The organism is Pseudobacteroides sp. (assembly GCF_036567765.1).
Lineage (GTDB): Bacteria > Bacillota > Clostridia > Acetivibrionales > DSM-2933 > Pseudobacteroides.
The window spans coordinates 154298-175708 of the sequence record NZ_DATCTU010000112.1 but is presented as its reverse complement, the minus strand read 5'-3'; the positions used below and the strand labels follow the sequence as shown (position 1 = coordinate 175708).

The following is a 21411-nucleotide window of genomic DNA, read 5'->3' as shown; positions in this document are numbered from 1 at the left end:
ATGCCCTTTTTTATTTGCTCTGTCGTAACAATATACTTTTTTCAAAGTTCAATAAGGTTTTTTACCTTGTTTTTTATGAATCAAACCTGAATTTTTGTTTTCAAGCCAATTACCAGTTACTTTTCGAAACTATACTTGTCTGTCTGCCTGATAATCTTTTATTAAATCTTTAGTTAACAACAATTAACCTCAATAAATTTCTTTTCTACTCCAAAGCCTAGCTCTAACGATTCGCCACAGGACATGGCGGCCATTGCGTATGGTTTTAGAGGACGTCCCATATATGTAGTGATTACACCAATACAAAAACTCTTACTGCATTACCGTAAAAATTTCGTATATGTAGCTAGCTATATTTTAACTCCTTTTGTCTAAATATACTATCAAATAACCGAGCTATATATACAATATTTTATCAGATTGTGTATATAAGTCCATTTATTTTACTAGATATAAAAAAAGCACCCGATAATTAATAATTATCAGGTACTTTCCTGCCATTAGTTATTTTATTTCTTCAAATCAAGGCTTTTAGCAATTATTGTGAATGCTTCTGCTCTAGTTACCTTGCCGTTAGGTACAAACGTGTTATTATTATAACCGTTTATGAGTTTTAATTCATAAGCTGTTGTAATATAACCCAATGCCCATTTAGGAATACTCTTTGAATCACTAAATCCAAGTTTGGTTGTTGATTCCTTATACCCTAATGATCTAACTATCATCGCTGAAATTTCTGCTCTTGTCAGAATATTTGAAGACCTGAATGTTTTATCATTATAGCCTTCAATTATTCCAGCCTTATATGCAGCATATACATAAGGTTTTGCCCAAGCCGGTATTTTATCATCATCCTTGAACTTAACTTCAGGATTATTTACAGTCTTAAGCCCTTTCATTTTTACAAAAATCACTGCTATTTCAGCTCTTGTTAATACTGCATTTGGCTTGATTGTTCCATCCTTGTAACCTTCTACAAAACCTTTTTCTATTAACTTGATGATGTACTGCTCTGCCCAATGACCACTTATATCCGATGCCGACGGACGCTTACTTGTAGGTTCAACCACTACAGGTGTCGGTGTAGGCTTTGAAGTTGGCGTCTGTATTTTTATTGCAGTTGGCGTCACAGTTGGCACCGCAGTTGCTGTTACTGTTGGTATTGCTGTTGGTGTAATAACACCCCCTGGAACATTCGATGCAGGTATTGTTGTGCTTGAAGGTGTAGGTGAAGGTGCCTTTGTAGGAGTCTGTGATCCCATACCTGTTGGTGTACCTGCTGGTGTACCTGTCGGTGTTGATGATGCACCAGATGTTGGTGTTGCTGTTATTGTCGGTGAAGCAGATGCATCCGATGTTGCTGTTGGTGTTGTTGTTGCTGCACCTGTCGGTGTTGATGATGCATCAGGTGTTGGTGTTGCTGTTACTGTTGGTGAAGCAGATGCATCAGCTGTTGCTGTTGGTGTTGTTGTTGCATCAGGTGTTGGTGTTGCTGTTATTGTCGGTGAAACAGATGCATCAGGTGTTGCTGTTGGTGTAACCGTTATTGTTGGTGCAATTGTTGGTGTATTTGTTGATACTGGTGTTGCTGTTGGTGCAGTTGTTGGCGTATTTGTTGGTACCAGTGTTGCTGTTGGTGCAATTGTTGGTGTATTTGTTGGTATTGGTGTTGCTGTTGGTGCAATTGTTGGTGTATTTGTCGGTATTGGTGTTGCTGTTGCTGTATTTGTTGGTGTATTTGTTGGTACTGGTGTTGCTGTTGCTGTGTTTGTTGGTGTATTTGTCGGTACTGGTGTATTTGTTGGCGTGTTTGTCGGTGTGTTTGTCGGTGTGTTTGTTGGTGTTTCTGTTGGTGTGTTTGTTGGTGTGTTTGTTGGTACTGGCGTATTTGTTGGCGTATTTGTTGGTGTGTTTGTCGGTGTGTTTGTTGGTGTGTTTGTTGGTGTTTCTGTTGGCGTATTTGTTGGTGTGTTTGTCGGTGTGTTTGTTGGCGTATTTGTCGGTGTGTTTGTTGGTGTGTTTGTTGGTGTTTCTGTTGGCGTATTTGTTGGTGTATTTGTTGGTGTATTTGTTGGTGTGCTTGTAGGAAGCTCCGAAGGCTCAGGAGTTGCATTACCTATTGCTGCATAGCCATCTGCAAAAGAAACTTTAATTTCAACTCTAGTATTTCCTACCTTACCAGAAAATGCTCCTACTGCTTGAACCTTTATGTTAGAAATAGCATCATTTGAATCTTGTCTAATCTTTAACTTAATATTTGCAAAAACACCTGAACTTGCTATAGGCATAATTCCTTGAGTCGCATCATTAAACAAGAAGTTAATATATTTAGGACCGTCTTTTACCCTTTCAGCATAATTAGCAGAATAATTTGCTACTGCTAATGTAACAATCGGACCTGCCTCTGTACCAATAAAATCTAATACTTGATCATCAAATTTAACAGAAAAGTCGCAGTTATTTATACCCGATGATGGTACATTTTGAAAACTAACAGGTACTGTTATAGTTTCTCCAGCATTGCCTCTAGCATTTCCTATAACTATTTTGAATCCATCTGTTGAAGTTTCAGCTAAGGCAACAATTGAGGTGTTACCTAAGAGCATGAAAATCAAGCAAAAAACAAGAAACTTACTCATTTTACTTCTTAAATTCATTCGATTTACCCCCTAAATTCTCTTTACTTAATATTTATTAATAAAAACCACAGCAAAATAAAGCAAATCACCATTGACTTTGCGTTGGTTTTTTAAGACATAAAGTTATCTCGGAAAATCAAAATTGCTTGCGATTTTGCTACCTTGATTCTGTCGTGAGAGATTGTGGCGTAGAATGCACCATAACTTCCCATACTTCAAGAAAACATACAAATACAAGATTCCTTATATTTAGGCTATGTAAGACGCATTTCCGAAAGTAACATCTACAAATCCACTGTTAATCATTAACAGTAGAATAAATTGTATTGCTTAAATATGTCAGTTATATTGTAACATAAACCAATAAATTATTACAATAAATTTGTCCATCCAGTAACACAATACTAGAACATTTTAATTTGAGAAAACCGTAATTGTAGCAACACCGGCCTGTCCACCAACAGCTATGTTCCGGTTGCCTACAGTAAACTCTCTTTTAGGTAAAATTGTAGCAGCATCGCTATACTGTTTAACATAATCCATCAGAGACTTTATGTCACTGCTTGAAAACTTGCTTAATAATATGCTTTCAGTTTCTTTAATCTGAGTGCTCAGATCTTTTTTTAGATCAATACTGATTATTATTTCAGCTATCTCAAAATCTGTTCTAACAATGACTTCAGACTTATCGGGTATCTTATATCCCTTTACCTCAGTATAAGAAGTACTTGTGCTTGGACTTGTGCTGGTACTATCAGCTCCATTGGCTTTTTTGAACTCTTCAGGATTTTCCCTGTACTCTAAAGCACGCATTACCATTTCGCTAACCTCTGCTCTTGTTGCGGTTTGCATAGGCTTGAAAGTTCTCGCACCTTCTTTACCATATCCTCTGATGAGATACTCGTTAAATGCTGCATCTATCCATTTGGAATCAATGTTCTTAGCGTCACTAAAGACTGAAGTACCAGATGTTGACGGCTTAACATCCAAAAGCTTGCATATCATTTTTGCCATATCTTTTCTTTTCATGCCGCTTTTATAGTTATAGTTGTCACTGTTCTCAATTACTCCTAATTCCTTAGCTTTTGCCACATAATTGGCATACCACTCTCCTAAAGCAATATCTTCCTGATAACCTGCTGCAGCCAGTAATAGTTTTGTAAATTCAGCTACAGTAATTTGGCCTTGAGGTCTGAATGTTCCATCTTTGTAGCCATCAATCCCCTTCATTCCCACCAATTTTGACAAACTTTTTACATACCAGTGTGTGGACTTGACATCTTTAAACTTTTTGGTCGTATAAGTAACCAGTCTGTCAAGCTTTGCTTTCACTACTTCAATTGTCGGTGCCTGTCCATTCAAAATCGTGTCTAAAGAATCACCGACAGCGAAGACATTTAGAACACTGCTCATAAGTATGCACAGTGAAATAAAAATTGGTAACACCTTTCTCATTTTTTTAACCACTCCCTTTTTAAAATTTAGTATAGTTTTTATAAAGCATTAAGATTGATGGCATAAATTAACCTTCAATAGGATACCATAATAAATAATAAATGTAAATTTTTTATTTATTTTAAATTTTTTAAATTATCCTTAGAATTAAAAAACAAGTTATTTATACTAGGCATAAAGGAACTTCCTTTATGCAAATTGATAAATAACTTTACAAAATGAATACCACAAACTTATCGTAATCACTATATATATTATACAATATTTTTTTACTTTTGGTCATTATTCGATGGATTGGGAGAAGAATTTTCCGTAGTTGGAGATGAAGTAGCTGCACCTGCCGATACAACAGACTTTGGTTCTTCCTTAGGTGCAATATCCTCTTTTTTCAGCTCATAGTCTTCATCTTTAGTAAAAGGTTTTCCCCCATCATAACTAATAACTCCATCCTTAAGCTTTCCATTTAAAACGGTTCCTAAATCATCTCCGTTCATTTTCTGATTATCGAAGACAATATCTTCTCCATTAAGCGTATATTTACCTGTAAAAACCAAATCTGTATTAGTACCTTCACTAATAGTTGTAACAAATGATCCATCCGCTTTTAAAAGTATGGATGAATTATAGTTCGTATACATGCCTACGTGGGAAGGAACACTACTATTACTATTGCTTTTACTTTTATTATTGCTTTTTTCACTGCAGGAAACAAAAAGAAACATAATACATAACAAAGAAATTACCGGTAACAAAATCTTTCTAGCCACAATACCCCACCTTTTCATCTAATTAAATTAATATCTTTCTCTTCTCTAGTTTACCAGTAATTAATCGTCATGTCCATAACGTTATTCCGCTCAAAAAATAGAATTAAAAATAAACAATTCTATCACAACTGATAAAGTTCCACCTAAAACAGCAAATGAAAACCTGAAAAGTCCATTTTTATTATTATTGTAATCCTGATATTTATCTATTTTCATTAACAAAAGTGTTGTCTTTAAATAGTCAAAGAGATGTTTAAACCTTTGTTTGGTATTTTTTCTATACAATAAAATGATGATTGAAATAAATCCTCCAAAAATAAATGAATAAGCAATACACAAGACACTAAATTTCCAACCCATGAGAGCACCTATAGCACAAAAAAGCTTTATATCTCCAGCTCCTAACATACGTAATGCAAAAAAAATAAAAAGAACAATTAAGGGTATTATAGCTCCCGAAATTGAATCTTTAAATCCTTCAGCACCCCTCAAACAGGTATTTACAACAAACCCCAATGATACTGCCGGATAAGTTATAAGGTTTTTTATTTTGAATGACTTTATATCATTGAAAACAGCTAGGAGTAATAGAATAAAAAGTGCTGTAAATTTTATTGCCATTTATTTTTTCATCCCCTTTTGCTATTTGCGATAGACAAATGTAATTGATTTAACTCTTCCAACATTAAAAGTATTATCTTCTCAAAAAAAACTTTAAAAGGCCGTACAACTTGGGATACACCAGTATTAGTGAAATGTTATCCCTTTCTCCTGCCATTTTTACAAATGAAATAAGGTCTTTGGCAATATCATCGCTGTATCCCGGCTTTTGTCTTAACACCATTGCACCTTTTAAAAAATGAAAGTCATTCAATTTATCATAAAAACCATCACTACCAATTATAAATACATCCCCATCCCTAAAAGCATCCTTACTTGTAAAAGTATTTAGCTCCCTAAAAATGCCTATGCACTGGGTCAAAACATTCCTTTTGGGATGATTCCTAGCCTCATCACATGTCAGATTTCCCGCCGAAACCTGGGATGAAACCCATGTATGGTCCAGCGTCAACTGCTGTACCCTTTTGTTTATCCTATAAATTCTGCTGTCACCGATGTGCTTTATCACAAACTCGGAGTTATATATAAATAGCACTGTTAGGGTAGTACCTACATTCTCTGCTACTTTGGAAGAATAGCATAGTATGTCATTATTGACCCTGCAAAAAAGTTTGTGTAAAGAACCATCCAAACTATCAGGGAGCTTTCTGCCGCACTTGTCAAGTATATGAGGCAACTCTTCTTCCCACCACAAATCAAGAGCATCACAAGCCATTTTGCTTGCTACTTCGCCATAGGCATGTCCCCCCATTCCATCTGCTACTGCAAACAAACCATATGAAGCATCCTTATTTTTTCCAGTTCTTATTATTATGCTGTCCTGATTTACCTCTTTAACAGTTCCCTTATCGGTGGCAGCCGAAAAAAACAACTCCGGTCTTGACATAAGTAGTACTCCTATATAATATTTTTTATTTATACACAACTATACAGCACAAAATTCAAATTCCATGTTTGCAATTCTTATAACATCGTGATTTTTAATCTCAAATTCAAAATTGCTCTTTATTCTTTCAGAATTTACATATGTACCATTGCTGGAATTTAAATCCTTAATGTAATAACGCCCCTCCTTTTTTATTATTTCAGTGTGAACCTTACTGATGCTTGAGTTGTTTATTTCACAATCCACTTGGGATTTGAGTCTTCCTATAAGAAAACTGTCTTTATTTATTATTATCTTAATATTTTTTCCTTCATTTTTACCAATGAGATAAGGTAAACTTGGGCTTTCTTTAAGTAAAACGGTATCATCCTTACAATTATCACATAGTATTTCGGTACCAGGTTCGTTTATAGGGCTCCTCACACCCCCTTCAGGCCCTTTCAGGACATCAGGCTTTGCATCTGCCACCTTTTCCTTGCACCTATCATCAACGGATCTGCTTTCATTTTTATGTACAGGTATCATTTTATCCTTATCCAACAATTTTCTCATGATCAGAAAGTCAATGGCACCCACTACTATTCCAACACCCAGCACAAGACTGAAATCCTGTTTCACGCTTTTTAAAACGCCAATGACAGAAATTATGAGAACTAGTATACCTGCAGCTTGAAGCCCTATTGCTGCATATATTGAGTTCTTTGAGTATGCAAGTATTGTACCTGAACTACCCGTGCTTGAATTGTCCCTCATCGGAACAAATGTATTGTTTGATTTTCGAGGTATATTTATTACTGATTTCTGCTCTCTTACCTCTGCCTTTGGGGTTTTTAACTCTATTAAATTGTCCCTGCCCTTGCCCAAATCATTTTTTCCTGTATCAATGACATTATTTTGATTGTTCCTAAGCATGGTTTCCTGTATATAGTTTTTATTGGGATCATCCTTCGCATCATTCTTGTATCTGAATCCGCTTAAAATACGTATAAATTCCTGCATACTAAAGATATCTTCCCTTAATTGAACCCTAATTTTTTGGATAAATCCCAGATCCTCATTTTCATCAATCCTCACAACATCATCAATCAATTTCTTCACAAAATCAATAAATACATCCTTGAAGCTTACCTGAAAGCTAACAGGTATATAAATAAGTGATGCATCAAGATTTGCCGGATTTACATAAATCAAATCTCCGTCAATTGCAAAATTTTTATCATAAGCATAGTAATTTTTGCATTCGGATATGGTTTTGGAAATTGATATGAGAAGATCTAAAAACTCATTCTTTTTAAGGCTTTGTCTTTTAAGTAATTGATTTAAAGTGATTTTTGATGTTATATTGTAAAAAATCATATACTCGTTGTTTTTGACCCTTATCGATAACGGTATAATGTCTGCATTAGGGTTTTGTTCTATCATTTCAACCTGAAGCTTTTGCAGCTTATCCTCTTCCACATTTCTAAGAACCAGATAGCTTGCTGAAGAATCACTCTCAAATTCAAACCTGAAAAGATCTTTTATATAACTCATATACGACCCACCTTTTTTTATAATTCCTCCGGCAGCAGCATGTATCCCTTAAAATAAAGAAACAAGAAAACCTGCCAGTATGAAAGGGCTGAAGGGTACCAACGTCTTTTTGCCCAAACGCCTTAAGATCATAAGTATTATGCCTGTTAGAAATGTAAACAGAAATGCAATTACTATGGTGGTAAATAAATCCCCAGGTTCCAAAAAAAGTGCAGAACATATTATAAGTTTTACATCCCCTGCACCAATTCCGCCTTTTGAGGTTTTATAGATAATTCCGAAAATGCCTGCAGCGGATAAAACTGTTATGAGTATTCCAATGCATGTGTTTGTGTCATGTATAAACAGGTTAATAATTACCCCTATTATTATAAACCCGACAATAAGTTTATTGGGTATCTGCTGGCTGTTAAAGTCCTCCATTGCGGCGGCAAGCATCAACGCTGAAAACAAAGAAAATTTTAGGATTTCGTTGAAATCCGATGCCTTAAAATAGATGAATAGGTACATGGATACCATGAAAAATTGAATGAGATAGAAGCTCGCATCCTTTACGAACATGCCTTTGTAATCTTCCGCAATGTTACCTGTGAGTATCTTTCTGTTAGTATATATATTTACAAGATTTCCTGCAATTAAACCTGAAAGTATCATCACTATGTAACTCATAAAGTCCTCCCTAGGATTCCTTCGCTCTCTTTTCAATATATTCTTCAATGGTTAGTTTGACCCCACTGTTCTCTGAATTGAGTTGTGCTTCCAAGCGTGTTATCTCAGCAGTTTTTGTTCCCTTTGGTATTATAATTCTAAGGTTCCTGCTCTTTATGTCAAAATCAGTTTCGCTGCCGTTATGGTTTATCCTTACCTTGCCGTTATAACCTTGAACCAGCTTTATTTCAGATTTGATCTCCTTTTTAAGATTATTAATATCTTTGTATGAAGATAGAGTTATATCAATGCTTCTTATATCGGTTGCAGTGCCTGTGAAAGCATCGAATACATCCACCGCCCCGCCGGTTCTGCTAAGCACATTTGCACCGAACCTTCTTAAGATCTCATTTCCCCTGTCAAATGGGCTTAAGTCCCAAATGTTATCTTCTTTATCTATATTTCCCTGACTGTTATTTTCTATTTGTTCCAGCCTTTTTGAGTGTTTGCCGTCTCCATCCAACCATCCCACAATGAGTGCTTTTTGTTCAATTCTTAGCTCCGGAATTATAGGAAGCGGGGTTATGGGCCTTATTGTGTAGCTTACGACTAGTTTTATTGTTTTTTTGTCACTAAAAATAGATGTCCCTGAAAAGTCCAGCCCTTCATAACCGCCCATTATGTTAAGCCTTTTTAACGCCTGGTCTTCATCATATTTGTCAGTTGCTATATGCTTTCTCATCATGATTCTCACTATCAGCTCCGACAATTCCTCCCTGCCGCTTTCCAAAAGGCCGTGGGCAACCAGTGAAGCTAGGCTTGCAACCTCCTTTTTCACTCCCCCCTTCCATCCTTTAGGATGCCCCTTGATCTCATTGTAAATGGATTTTAGTTTTTCTATATCAGCCTTTCCACTGCTGTACACCCCTTTTATTTCGTCAAGATTCATGTCTTCGCTGCCCTTTTGCATGCTTCCTAGCTTACCGATCTTGTCATTAACGGAATTTACAGTCTCTAAAACAGTATCAATACGAGATACGGCGGAAGCTTCATTTTTAGTAAGGAGATCATGTGTACCGTCATTTAATGCCTGGAGCTTACTCACAGAATAGAGATAGCTGTATGATGAAATTTCTTTTGCAGACTCATCCAAGGCATGTTGAACCAGCGAATGGACATATGCAATTCTAATAAAATACGCAATTGTAAGAATAACAACTATTACAACAGGCAGTGCAAAAGCAGCTTCAATTGTAAGAGATCCCTTTTTACATTTAAGCTTCATCACAAAATACCTCTCAATATCCTTTATAGACCACATGAGATATCTTATACCTGTCTTTATAAGTTCTTGGCATAAACGCTGAAGTCATAAACAGGTATTTAACTGAAAAGACCGCTTCAACCCTTAAAAATGTGTTATAATCCGATAATCTGAATTCTTTTCCTGTCTCCTTTTCCATGTTCAACTGAACAAGATCCTGAATTCTCTTCAATTTTTTATCGGGGCTTACAAATAGGAGAAATAACCTTAAATAGCCTGTGTATCCCATCTTTAGGAGGTTACCTCTGATATTGACCTTTGCTGTGTAATCCTCAATGGAAAATGTCTTTTCTTTAAGGGATGAGCCTTTGGACTTACCTCCTAGATTATCTATAAATGAACCTAATTTTTCCTTTATCTTGTCTTTTCCTGAATTTTTTATACTATTAATTTTTTTTGATACTATTTCATCTATCTTATCCGAGAGATTATCGCCAGCAGCTTTAAATTTCTCAAGAAGTGTATTATTGATTCCGTCTAAAACCCTCTTTTTTAGGTTCGTCTTTGCGTTGGCTATTGCAGTCTTTATTTTCCCTATGGTTTGCTCTTGAGCCTCATCCAGCTTTTCCTTTAATTCTTTTTCCTTCTTCCCTAAAAAGTCTATCCCAATACCTTTTAATTCCTCAAAATATCTCTTTTCCTGCACTCTAAGGCCATCGATAAGTTCTCTGTAACCACACTTATTCAGCTCCCTTTCAGCCTCCGGAAAATATTTTTTTACTGAATCGTATATGGACTTATTAACATGCTCCATCAAGCCGTCAACAGCATCTTCATATTTTTCTGAAGCCTTATTGTTTAACGCTTCTAAAGAATCCTTCAACTCATCAAACTTAGCTTCTGTCTTTCCTATTTCCGTGTATATTGCATTTTCAAATGGCCTGAAGGCCGAATCCAGAACCTCCTCCACCTTTTGCTCGATTGAATTGCTTATGGATTCCGTCATTCCCCTCGTGACCTTTGAGACCTGGTCTGTTATTCCCTTTTCTATGGACTCTGCCACCTTATCGGATGTATAGTCTATAGCTTCATTAGCTTTATTTTTCACAAACTTTTTTGTTTCTTCAACCACCTTGTTTTTAAAGGCTCCTGCCATTTTATTTGTCAGTGCCCTAGCCGCTTCTTTGGCTCCTCCCTCAATGCTTAAAACCCAATCGGTGTTCAGCTTGAATATTGGCATATCATGCCCCTGAAGTATCATACTTACATCAATCATTGACTCTGCAAAGGACCAGGCAAGAAGTATTAGTGTCTGCACCAGAGGTACTCCAAATACCGTCCATCCTGCGATGGCTGCGGCAATTTCCAGCGCCATTGTTACCTTTTTGGGATCTGTATAAATGGAAACGGTATTTAAGGCCCACCTTACCAAAAGTATCTGCCCCTTTATCCAAAGGAGGTTCTGCTCTTGGGATCTGCTGCCATTGAGTATGTATTCCAATTCTGCCCTCTCAAAGAAAGTATCTTTCCTGGTAGACATTTTATAACCTGTTAAATCATATTGTATATCGCCATTTAAATCCAACTTTTCTGTAACAGCATTTTTAAACATGCCAAGGGAATATTCACCTACATAAAGTTCATCTCTTAAGTTCTTTAGACCTGAAGAAATAATTCCTGTAAGTCCCTTCAAAACCGATAGAGCTTCCTTGGATTTATTTACATTATTGTCTTTAAAATCAAGGTTCTTTTCAAAGCTGCTTATACCTTTATAATCAGGATTGAACAGATTACTTCCTGAGTTGGACTTGCCTCGGTCCTGTACCTTCTTTATATCTGTGCTTATTAAATCTTTTAATTCCTTTAAACTGTCCTTTATTTCCCCTTGGGAAGGAAGACCCTTTTCAGGGAACATATCCTTGGTTTTTTCATCCCCTTTTTTAATCTCCTCAATAAGCTTGTTGCCGTCTTTCTCAACATCCTCCCTCATTGCCTTTATAGCTGTCCTTGGATCATCTGCACTGCCTTCAGATTCCTCCGTCTTCTTAACATAATAGTTAACCCTTGGTATATCTTTCAGAAGCTTCCCTACTTTTTCATAAGAAAGTCCGCTTCTAACCTTGGATTCCAGATCTTCTGGAAGGCTGCTTACTACATCAAAAACGATACTATCAGGATGAATATCGGCAACAATTCTTTTTATTTCGGTATATGTACTGCGGCATTTCTCTATCTCCAGATTCCTATCATCAAGAACCTTTGTATCTAAAACCTGTTTTTTACTCTTCAAATCAGTCCTAATTGCTTCCCCAAAAGAGCTGGAATCCTCCTTAATAGCTACGCTCAGCTCATTTGCCATATTGACAACCTCTTTTGACTTTTCTTTAATATCGTCTATTGCATTTAGGGCATCATTAAAGGCCTTATTTCCAATGAGTTCAGTGTCTATGTACCTTATTAAGTCGTCTTTTATTTTGGATGCATCCCTCTTTAGTTGGGGAATTGTGAGATTTTCAAACTTCTCTATTTCTTTTGACAGACTTTCCACCGATTTGGCGTAAGCCTTTAGATTTTCCTCATGTTTTTTTACCGCTTTGGGATCGTCTGAACTATTTACCGGAGGAGTCATGCTTTCCAACTGTTTTTTCTTCTCCCAGAGAAGCTTTTGGGCTTTAATTCTATCAGACACGCTTTGAGTAAGGCTGTCCAGCTTTTTATCAATACTGCTGCTCTTGGCAAGAGAATTTATTTCCAGTGCCTTATCAGACAGTGTTTCAGTTCCCTCTCCTGCTTTATATAATTTTTCATCGATGTCCAGCTTTTTCTCAAGCATCCTTGTTTGTTCTCCAAGGTCCTTAAATGCCAAAAGCTTATCTAAAAACTGGTCTGCAATCTCTTTAGGGGCTCTGTATTTCATAAACTCCAGAATCTGCCTTTTAAATACTTCTCCCTCCGAAAGGTTATACAAAGGATTTACTTTAATTTCTTCAGCCTTGAAATCAAAAAAGTTCAACGGCTTGCTTTTGTCTTTTTCAAACAAACCCTTAACCTCAGAATAATATTTTTCAAAACCCTCTTTTTTCTCATTCACAACAGTGTAAAGGAGCCTCTCATCAAGATTTTTGCTTATTGCCTCCCTTATAGTAGCAGGATCATTATCTGCCATTGCAAATAATCCATATAGCTCTTTTAAGACATTATTATAATAAGTGAGCTGCGACATAGCAGCACAATCAATTGCAGTCTTGGTTTCGGCTTCAGCAACCCTCATTCTGCTGCCATCCACCAGGCTGCCTGATAAAGCCACAAGTGCCAGAAGCACAAAACATAAAAATATGGATATTGCCCCTTGAGTCTTTTTTAAAAAGTCCATAGGCCCTCACCTTATTCCAAAAAGCTTTTTAATTTGCCGGAAAGCTTGTCAAAAGTACCTGTAACTTTTTCCATGGCACCTTCAAGCTTTCCTCCTGTTTTCTGATCAATCTCTCTAACACTATCCATGACAAAATCCGTATTCCTTACAAACTCAACAGGATCGTCAACTACCGACTCCGAGCTTGCAGATATTTTAAACTTCACATCAATTCCAAATGCCCTAAACATATTGGAAATCGGAAGGCTATATTCCTCTTCAATACTCACTTTAAGCTTTTTGTAAATCACATAGTCTTCCAAATCGCATTTGACACTCATTCTGCTGTCGGTATATTTTAGTGTCAAAGTTTCCTTGCCCTTATCAGACCTATCCTTGGTAAAGAATGAATTCTTGGATATACTTTTTAAAACAAATGCATTAACTTTATCATACTTCTTCTGTTTATCACCCTTTGTAAAAAATTCTCCCACTCTCCAGTAGAGTGATGTACCGGCCAAATTCCTTTTATCTATAAACTCCATATACATGTCCTTTGACGGATTTGCCCAGGTGGCTGCACCCCGCTCCGATGCTGTATTAGCCAATGCTTTTATGTAAGACTGCTCGTACAGCATAAAACATATATAAACAAGTACAATAAGGCTGACAATTACAGCAGGAATTATCAGCGACGCTTCCACCGTCATACTCCCTTTATTGGGTCTAAAAAGCAGCCTTCGAAATAAAAACAACTTTACATCAATCCTTTGATAATGTATTTGCTTGCAATTTTCAGCTTTGATTGCTGTGGCGAGTTCTCTGGACATTGAAAAAAATAACTTCCGCTATAAATTTTGCTTACGTGTTCACTTAACAGGTGAACACCCGCTCAAAAGCGGAAGCAATTTTCATCAATGCCTTAAGCGGAGCTATGGTGTGGCTTTAATATTATAACTTGGTATTTCCGACCCTGATGGCTTGTTCAACGGTTCTTCACTGCCCTCAAAGAGTTTTCCTAATATTTGTTTAAGGAAACTGAATATGACTTCTCTGAAAATTATGGCGAGCCCAACCAAAACCGCTATTATAATAACTATTTCAACTGTTCCTAATCCGTCTTCTTCCTTTAAAAAGCTCTTAATAAGGGATCTCATATTTGCTTCACCTCCCTTCAAAACTTTGTTTTTACACACTACCTATAAGTCCTGCTATTGCCGGCGTAACGACGACAAGAACAACAGCAAAGAACATAAGCATCATTGGAAACAATGCCTTTGACGATGCCTCTTCACCCAGTCTTTTGGCAGCATGCTTCCTAAGCTCCCAGCATTCCTTTGACTGGTACTTCAATATATCAACCAGCTCCGAGTTTCCCTTTTTCAAATTTTGTGTAATAACAGCTACAAACTTAGTTACCTCAGGCAACCTGCACCTTTTGGCAAATTCCTCGTAGGCACCGATTTCCGATTTACCGTTTGAGATTTCCAGCATAACATTTCTAAGCTCCGAATAAAGGGGTGTGCTCTTTTTTGTATCTGTCACAATCCTTGTCCATGCACCTGAAACCGTCATACCTGCATTGATTAATAGTGTAAGGGTATTTAAAAAATCCGGAAAATCAATTTGCATGGAAAGTCTTCTTTTACTTACCTTGTTTTCAAGATCCTTGTCTAAGGCATATGCAACAACAGCCATAACAAGCAGCGAAAAAATTATAAGCTCCATATCCGTTTTGCCCATCGCTCCATTAATAAAAAGTAGAAACATAAGAAGCATGAGCTCAAAAGTTATCTTGTTTGCCCAGTGCACCCTTAGATAGTAGTGGGCATAAACACCTCCGTTAAGCTCCGCTGTTTTGTTTAAAAGGTTCCTGTCATACTTTGATGCGTACCTGTAATTGATTTTATCCATAACCCAAAAGCCTATGGGCATAATTTTTTTAATCTTAAACTCCTTTTCGTCCAAAGGTTCTATAAATTCATCATACTTGTTTCTTGACACCATATAAAGAAAAGCAAATAGAATAAGAGATGCTATAAAAATAATAATCATCCTTATGCCCCCTATATTTTTATATCCATAATTTTTTTTGAAATGAGATATCCGGATATTATAAAAACTATGGCCACAGTCATTACAACTCTTCCTAGCAGGGTTGTGAAAACAGGCCTCATATAATCTTTCTGTGTAGCTGATAGAAACAGTATCAAACCAATAGGCATTACTGATAATATTTTTTGTTCAAACTTTTTCTGTGCTAGTATTGTTGCAATTTCCTGCTTTACTTCAATCTTGTCGTTTATAACATTTGAGGTATTCCTTATTATTTCAATAACATTACCTCCTCTTTTATTGCATGTCTGAAGTATTGAAGCAAAACTCCTCACATCCTCAAGCCCTGATCTGTCGGCAAAATCCATCAATACATTTTCAATCTGCTCATTCATGTCAATCTTTCTTTGCATATACCGAATTTCTTTAATTATCAGAGTGTCCTCATGTGGGTATATTATGGAGAGCTCCTTTACCGACTCCTTGAATGCAGTTTCAAGTGCCTTGCCTGAAGCAAGGGAAGATGAAATTGAATAAAGCATATCTTTAAACTGGAGATTCAATTCGTTCTGACGTTTATCAATAATCTCTCTATTCCTGATCCTCGGGTATAGCAGGGAAAATGGAGTTATCAACAATGAAACCAAAATATTATGATAAAATATAAAACCTAGTCCAAACAAGAAAACAGCAGCCAATAAAATATAGAAGAGCCTTTCTCTTTTTGACATGTTATAAACACTGTAATCTATTGGACCATCTGGTTTTTCATTTAAATTTTCAATATACATAATACCTCCGTTTTGGTATTAAAAGCGATTAGCCTGCAAACTTTGAAACTGCATAAATATCATAAAACCATATTAAACCTCATCGTTTATACCTGCCGCTTTGAACTTTTGCTTATGTATCATGCTGTTGGCTGTTCTTTTAAGATGTCCGCAAATCCTATTGTTTTTCATCTCTCCTTCTTCCTCAAAAACATAAATTGGGTTTAATATTATTTCACCATCCTTATAACCGGCTACTTCAGAGATTTCCATTGTTCTCCTTGTCTTATCCCTGAGCCTGGACAGGTGAACTATTATATCAATTGCTGACGCGATCTGTTTTCTTATTGCTTCAAGTGGTATCTCTGCTCCGGTCAGCACCATGGTTTCAAGCCTTGACAGCATATCAACCGCAGAGTTGGCATGTCCTGTTGAAAGGGAGCCGTCATGGCCCGTATTCATAGCCTGCAGCATGTCCAAAGCTTCAGCTCCCCTGACCTCTCCAACTATTATCCTTTCAGGCCGCATCCTTAAGGAAGTTTTAATAAGATCCCTGATGGTTATGGCACCTTTGCCTTCAGTATTGGCATTCCTGGTTTCCATCCGGACTATGTTTTCAACACCTTTTATTTGAAGCTCTGCAGAATCTTCTATTGTTATAATTCTTTCATCTTTGGGAATAAAATTGGATAATGCATTGAGAAATGTGGTTTTACCTGATCCTGTACCGCCGCTTATAAATATATTATATTTGGCCTTTACCATACGTTCTAGAAGCTCCGCAGTTTCATCAGTCAAGGAACCCAAGTCTATAAGCTGCCGGGCAGTGATAGGTTTTTCCGGAAATTTACGGATTGTAATAATGGGGCCATTGAGTGCAATGGGAGATAAAACAACATTTATACGAGACCCGTCGTGAAGTCTTGCATCGACGATAGGTACAGCCTCATTAACTGTTCTGTCAACTGCCGAAACAATATTTCTTATTATATTCTCCAGCTTTTCGCTGTTTTCAAACCTGGTTTCAAGTTTTGAAACCTTTCCGCTGCGTTCTATAAATATATTATCGGGACCATTAACCATTATCTCTGTGATTGACTTGTCATCTATGAGGGGTTGAAGTACGTCAAGCCTTCTTATTGAATTGAATATATTTTGTACTATTTCTCTTTTTTCCATGGGTGATATATATACATCAGTTTCCTTTTGCAGCACTATCTCTTCTATCTTTTCTTCAATCTCTTCATCGCTTAGTTCTGTGTTCAGCGAGTTAAGTTTTAACCTTGCCAACTCCTTCAGCTCTGCTGTAAGTGCGAGCTTTTCCTCAAGGATCAAGGCCTCTCACCTCCGTATAAAAGGATAACCATCAATACCACTTTAATCCAAATTATATACAACATTTTTCCAAAACTTCATCAAGAGCATATCCATATTTACCGGTTAAATCTAAAACCAATCTGCCGTTTTGAATTGTAAAGAGGTTGGAAGTCTTAGGTAAGACAAAGTTAATACTTTTATCAATCCCACACAATATGCCTCTAAAAATTTCCACACCGTCATCACCATCATAAGCTTTATTAAGAATAAACTCAGTCTTGAACAAAATACTTTCCTTCCAGGCTTTATCTAAAATATCCAGCCCTCTAATGAAGTTCTGGAGTTTAATCATTGATAAACGGTTGGGGTTTAATACATAAAGAATTTTATCTGCCGCTTCAAGAACAGACATCATTCTTTTTTCTAAAAAGCAGGGCATATCAATGTATATGACTTCATATTGATTCATTTCTTTCATATGGGAAATAAGATTAATATACTCTGAAGGTTCAATATCCAAAAGCTCCAGATTGTTTACAGGAGGATTGAAATAATGAACTCCTGTTTCCTGGTCAACAGCCCTTATACCTTCAATTTTAAGCGAGAGGCTTTTATTTTTTGACTTTAAATAATAAAAGACATGGGAGAGGTTATATTGGCCTTTAACATCAAAAAACAGCGGCGTGGATGGAGATTCCTCAAGATTCATATAGAAGACCTTTTTGCCATGCTGCACAGACTTCACCGAACAACCATATGAAACAGTTGTCTTGCCGCTGCCCCCATTTGGCGAATAGACAGCAAAAACTTTTGCTTCCCTTCGTGCATTTGGAATTATTATTTCACTGCTTCTGTCGGAATAAAGGTTTATTATGTTTTTCACCAAATTCTCTCCAAGCTGGTATTTGTAGACAATCTCAAATCCTTTATAGTCAGTTTGGAGTCTTCCTGAAGACAGTATTCCAACAAGGGTAATACCGGTTTTGACTATATCCTCAAAATAGAGCTCTGGAGAGACCAACAAAATATCCGGCTTGTCAGAACAGTTATTTATAAAGCTACTTAAGCTTTGTTTGTCGGAAAAACTTAATATCTTGAACCTTTCCAAGTATTTTTCGGTCAGATATCCAACTACTCCATTCAAGTACTCTTCATCACTATCTGCTATTACCAGGTTAAGCTTCGTCATATTAACCACCACACAAAATATTTATTTTTAAGCTTTACTTGACCCTTTCAGAAGTGCATTATATAAAATGAAATATTGAATAAGTTTGTATATACTATATTCTATAAAAACCTTTGTATTCCTTCTAAACCTAAACAAAAAATTTAATAAAGATTATTGTCTGTTCTTAATATTTTCTTATAGATATTTTTCCCATGGAAGTACTAAGCTTTATTTTGCTCGTACTGTCTTCCGCTTCAGCATCTTTAAATTCATTAATTTCAACATCACCCACCGTTTCAAATTCCACCAGAGAGTTCCTTTCAACCTGCAGTTCAATATTCCCCAAGCTTGTTTCCATCTGCCCGAAGCCTGCATCACTAAAGTCCGCTTTAATATTGATATGCCCCTGACCCAGTTTAATATTGGATTCCTTTAGTATGTTTCCGCTATTAAGCCTGATGTTACCCATCTGTGCCAAAGCTTGTATGTTTCCTTCCAGGCCCGCCACTTCAACATTGGCCATATTAACTTCTGTCTTTAAGTTACATTTAATGTTATCATTAATTTTTATTACTCCGGTATCCAATTTCAAATATATATCTCCCATTGTTCTAGGAACATATATGTTAGCATCAATACTATTATCCACCGCATCCTTATCCTTGCCTTCATATTTTGAGCTGAATGAAATGATATTGCTACTGCTGTCTGAATTTATTTTAAAATGGCTTAACTTCTTTTCTAGCTTAGCTTTATCGCCAATGCCTCTTATTTTCCTCTTCACATCGAATTTAATCTCATCACTATCCCAACAATAAACATAAATATTGCCAAAATCGCAGTCAACTTTCAAGGTGCTGTTTTTTTCTATTTTATAAACTTTGCTGCTGTAGGATGAAACTTCCTTTTTAGGCCCCAAATCTAGGCCTTCTTCATTAGTACATGCTGCTAGCAAAACAAACAACGAAATATAAATTATTAAAATAAATATTCTCTTCATAGCTTTTCCTCCAAAGATAGTCTTCTCCAGTATTATTCAGGCAAAATTCAGTAAATATATATTAACCCATTATTTGGATATTATCAATTATTTCCATGACATAAAAAAACATGCCCTGATGGACATGTTTTCATCATAACTCTCTATATAAGTTATTCAATAATCATTATGTATCTAATTTATAAAATTTCTTGCAAAGATTATTAGTGTAAGACATCTGGTTTTTGGGAGAAAGCAAAGATAATTTCTGCTTAATCTTTTCTAACTTTTCTGAAGATATGGATCTTTCTTCAGTTTTTATCATCAAATTAAAGTGCAATGCTCTGGTAGTATAAATATCAACTTTCCGGTGAAGCTCTTCCCCTAAGAGCAGTTTAAATTCATCTAAAGAAAATGCTGCTTTAAGAGAATTACGAAGATCTTCGCAAAAGAGAGGATGTTTACCGCCAACAAGATCCACAAAGAAATCTATTGATTTTTCAGAACGCAGCCTGCAAAAGTCATAAATAAAAACTGGTTTATCCTGCTTTACAAATCTATTAATCTGCCTGAAAAAGTTTCTTAAGGCTTGAAGATCATTCAGATGATGTAAAGCATATACACACATTATTCCATCTAATTGTTTATCCTCTAGGCCTTGAAGCTCAGTAAAATCTTGCTTTATGAATTCAATATTGGATAAATTCATACTTTTTGCCCTACTCTTAGCCTTTTTTAGCATTTCTTCCGAAAGGTCAACCCCTGTAAAACGGATTTCCGGGTTCATTTCAGCTATTTGGCATAAAAGCTGCCCTGATCCACAGCCAAGGTCTAGCACATGTTTACAGCCTGAAATTGTTCTTGAGACCTGTGATATAACGAATAAATGTGATGCAGCCATTGCACCGTCAGGATTACCTTCAGCGTCAAACTCATATACATTTTCGGCCTCTGACATAATGGCTTTAGGCTCTGGTACTCTCTCAAAACAATGTTTACAAAAAACCTCTTGAAAAATCGCAATAAAAGTTTTAATTGCCATAATGATTTTCTCCAGATTTGTATTTTTTATAAGAGTAAACTGTTTTGTTTTATAACCTTTCTCATTACTAGCAATGTAGTAAGTGACATTTTAGTCATTAACCTAAATAAGTCCCTTTATGTAATTTGCAAAATGTGAAAAAACTATTCCAGGCTCTTCTAAATCCGGACACCACCTTTTAACCCATTCCAATGAAACAAAACCATCATAATTGTTTTCTTTTAATAGCATTAAAGCCTTATTAACCGGTATATCCCCATGTCCCATCATCTTATATTTCGTTTCTCCGCTAATAATAACAGAATCTTTTAAGTGTACGAACATTATATATTTCTTAAGCTTTTCATATGTAACATCCACCGGTTCATTCATATATCTGAACGGATGATGGATATCCCATAAAATTCCTACATTATTGCTTGCAACCATTTCTACCGCTTTTTGAACAAGAGATGAATCTGCAAAAATACCATTTGTTTCAAGAATAACAGTTACTCCCTTACCCTCTGCGTACTCAACGAGTTTTTTAAGATTTTCTATCGTAAAATCAAAATCAATATCCGATCCCGGCTTTGGATCCTTATCTCCTAAAACCCTGACATACCTGACTCCTAGCTGTGCTGCAAGATCAATATAATCTTTTCCTTCTTTAACATAGAATCCATTATCATTCTTATCAAAAAGATAACAGGATGAAGTCAGGCATGGTATTTCCAGATTCAGAGATTTTAATCTGACTTTTGTGGCTTCAATATTAGCCTCTGAAAAAATCTTGGCTTTAGGGGCATAAAGTTCATTTTCTATTCCACGGACTTCAACTCCATCAAAACCTAAATCCTTTGCTGTGGAAACCATTTCATCCCATGACCACTCCGGACACCCTAACGTTGAAAAAGAAATTTTCAAATTAGT

At 36.2% G+C, this 21411-nt stretch carries 18 protein-coding genes; all 18 read right to left on the bottom strand.

The features are described from left to right. Positions 1 to 509: 509 nt before the first annotated feature. The 18 genes from VIO64_RS18555 to VIO64_RS18470 all read right to left on the bottom strand — a co-directional run bounded on the left by VIO64_RS18555 (position 510) and on the right by VIO64_RS18470 (position 21405). The gene (locus VIO64_RS18555) at positions 510 to 2657 is read right to left on the bottom strand and encodes an S-layer homology domain-containing protein (protein ID WP_331921022.1); all 2148 of its coding nucleotides are present in this window, start codon (positions 2655 to 2657) and stop codon (positions 510 to 512) included. A gap of 396 nt (positions 2658 to 3053) precedes the next feature. Beyond that, complete coding sequence (locus tag VIO64_RS18550) at positions 3054 to 4094, bottom strand: S-layer homology domain-containing protein (protein ID WP_331921020.1); 1041 nt, start codon at positions 4092 to 4094, stop codon at positions 3054 to 3056. A 269-nt stretch (positions 4095 to 4363) separates the two neighbouring features. Beyond that, entirely contained in the window at positions 4364 to 4861 is a 498-nt protein-coding gene (locus VIO64_RS18545) for a hypothetical protein (RefSeq protein ID WP_331921018.1), read from the bottom strand. 90 nt (positions 4862 to 4951) lie between these two features. After that, positions 4952 to 5482 (bottom strand): A24 family peptidase, encoded by a 531-nt coding sequence (locus tag VIO64_RS18540; protein WP_331921016.1) that lies wholly within the window; start codon positions 5480 to 5482, stop codon positions 4952 to 4954. A gap of 73 nt (positions 5483 to 5555) precedes the next feature. After that, complete coding sequence (locus VIO64_RS18535; protein WP_331921014.1) at positions 5556 to 6368, bottom strand: PP2C family protein-serine/threonine phosphatase; 813 nt, start codon at positions 6366 to 6368, stop codon at positions 5556 to 5558. Between the two features lie 39 nt (positions 6369 to 6407). After that, the gene (locus VIO64_RS18530; protein WP_331921012.1) at positions 6408 to 7901 is read right to left on the bottom strand and encodes a DUF6382 domain-containing protein; all 1494 of its coding nucleotides are present in this window, start codon (positions 7899 to 7901) and stop codon (positions 6408 to 6410) included. A 48-nt stretch (positions 7902 to 7949) separates the two neighbouring features. Beyond that, positions 7950 to 8570 (bottom strand): A24 family peptidase, encoded by a 621-nt coding sequence (locus VIO64_RS18525; RefSeq protein ID WP_331921010.1) that lies wholly within the window; start codon positions 8568 to 8570, stop codon positions 7950 to 7952. A 10-nt stretch (positions 8571 to 8580) separates the two neighbouring features. After that, a complete protein-coding gene (locus tag VIO64_RS18520; protein ID WP_331921008.1) occupies positions 8581 to 9834 on the bottom strand; it encodes a TadE/TadG family type IV pilus assembly protein in 1254 nt (417 codons plus the stop codon). Between the two features lie 13 nt (positions 9835 to 9847). Beyond that, on the bottom strand, positions 9848 to 13186 hold the full coding sequence (locus tag VIO64_RS18515) for a DUF5702 domain-containing protein (protein ID WP_331921006.1): 3339 nt from the start codon (positions 13184 to 13186) through the stop codon (positions 9848 to 9850). Between the two features lie 11 nt (positions 13187 to 13197). Next, the gene (locus tag VIO64_RS18510; RefSeq protein ID WP_331921004.1) at positions 13198 to 13875 is read right to left on the bottom strand and encodes a hypothetical protein; all 678 of its coding nucleotides are present in this window, start codon (positions 13873 to 13875) and stop codon (positions 13198 to 13200) included. 222 nt (positions 13876 to 14097) lie between these two features. Further along, positions 14098 to 14322, bottom strand: coding sequence for a Flp1 family type IVb pilin (locus tag VIO64_RS18505; RefSeq protein WP_331921002.1), 225 nt, complete (start codon positions 14320 to 14322; stop codon positions 14098 to 14100). A gap of 31 nt (positions 14323 to 14353) precedes the next feature. Then, positions 14354 to 15220 carry a type II secretion system F family protein gene (locus VIO64_RS18500; protein ID WP_331921000.1) on the bottom strand — a complete coding sequence of 289 codons (867 nt, stop codon included), beginning with the start codon at positions 15218 to 15220 and terminating at the stop codon, positions 14354 to 14356. A gap of 11 nt (positions 15221 to 15231) precedes the next feature. Next, complete coding sequence (locus VIO64_RS18495) at positions 15232 to 16011, bottom strand: type II secretion system F family protein (RefSeq protein ID WP_331920998.1); 780 nt, start codon at positions 16009 to 16011, stop codon at positions 15232 to 15234. A gap of 72 nt (positions 16012 to 16083) precedes the next feature. After that, positions 16084 to 17325 carry a CpaF family protein gene (locus tag VIO64_RS18490; RefSeq protein ID WP_331920996.1) on the bottom strand — a complete coding sequence of 414 codons (1242 nt, stop codon included), beginning with the start codon at positions 17323 to 17325 and terminating at the stop codon, positions 16084 to 16086. A 52-nt stretch (positions 17326 to 17377) separates the two neighbouring features. Continuing rightward, entirely contained in the window at positions 17378 to 18496 is a 1119-nt protein-coding gene (locus VIO64_RS18485) for an AAA family ATPase (protein WP_331920994.1), read from the bottom strand. 166 nt (positions 18497 to 18662) lie between these two features. Next, positions 18663 to 19478 (bottom strand): hypothetical protein, encoded by an 816-nt coding sequence (locus VIO64_RS18480; RefSeq protein WP_331920992.1) that lies wholly within the window; start codon positions 19476 to 19478, stop codon positions 18663 to 18665. 166 nt (positions 19479 to 19644) lie between these two features. Further along, the gene (locus tag VIO64_RS18475) at positions 19645 to 20499 is read right to left on the bottom strand and encodes a class I SAM-dependent methyltransferase (protein WP_331920990.1); all 855 of its coding nucleotides are present in this window, start codon (positions 20497 to 20499) and stop codon (positions 19645 to 19647) included. Between the two features lie 102 nt (positions 20500 to 20601). Then, positions 20602 to 21405, bottom strand: a complete 804-nt coding sequence (locus VIO64_RS18470) for a sugar phosphate isomerase/epimerase family protein (RefSeq protein WP_331920988.1) — start codon at positions 21403 to 21405, stop codon at positions 20602 to 20604. Positions 21406 to 21411 lie beyond the last annotated feature (6 nt).